Raw genomic sequence first — 990 nt, 5'->3', positions numbered from 1 at the left:
TTGTTCACCGGCCAGTGGGCCGACCTGCCGTTCGAGGAGGTCTGCCGCCTGGCCTCGGGCTGGGGATACGACGGCTTGGAGATCGCCTGCTGGGGCGACCACTTCGAGGTCGACAAGGCCCTCAGCGACGACGACTACATCCCCCGCAAGCAGGAAGTGCTGGCCAAGCACAACCTGTCGGTGTACACCATCTCCAACCACCTGGTCGGCCAGGCCGTCTGCGACAACCCCATCGACGCCCGCCACCAGGGCATCCTGCCCGCCCGCATCTGGGGCACCGGCGATCCCGAGCAGGTCCGCCGCAACGCCGCCGAGGAGATCAAGAACACCGCCCGCGCCGCCGCCAAACTCGGCGTCGACACCGTGGTCGGCTTCACCGGATCCTCCATCTGGCACACCGTGGCCATGTTCCCCCCGGTCCCGCCCCAGATGATCGAGGACGGCTACGCCGACTTCGCCGACCGCTGGAACCCCATCCTCGACGTCTTCGACGAGGTCGGCGTCCGCTTCGCCCACGAGGTCCACCCCAGCGAGATCGCCTACGACTACCACACCACCGTGCGCACCCTGGAGGCCATCGGCCACCGCCCCGCGTTCGGCCTCAACTGGGACCCCTCCCACATGGTGTGGCAGGAGATCGACCCGGTCGCCTTCATCCTCGACTTCGCCGACCGCATCTACCACGTCGACTGCAAGGACGCCAAGGTCCGCACCGGCGACGGCCGCCGCGGCCGGCTGGCCTCCCACCTGCCCTGGGCCGACCTGCGCCGCGGCTGGGACTTCGTCTCCACCGGACGCGGCGACGTGCCCTGGGAGGACTGCTTCCGCGCCCTCAACGCCATCGGCTACAACGGCCCGATCTCCATCGAGTGGGAGGACGCCGGCATGGACCGCCTCGACGGCGCCCCCGACGCGCTGGCCGTCATCCGCAAGCTCAACGCCATCACCCCGCCCTCCACCGCCTTCGACGCCGCCTTCTCCTCGGAGTGA

The 990-nt window shown here is 69.7% G+C and carries 1 protein-coding gene; it reads left to right on the top strand.

Annotated elements, in window-relative coordinates:
• On the top strand, positions 1-990 hold a 990-nt coding region (locus ACSDR0_RS50795; RefSeq protein WP_435296165.1), incomplete at its 5' end, for a sugar phosphate isomerase/epimerase family protein.

Origin of the sequence: Streptosporangium sp. G11 (assembly GCF_051192615.1) — a bacterium.
Lineage (GTDB): Bacteria > Actinomycetota > Actinomycetes > Streptosporangiales > Streptosporangiaceae > Streptosporangium.
The sequence above is the reverse complement of the archived record's forward strand: the minus strand, read 5'-3'. Positions and strand labels throughout refer to the sequence as shown.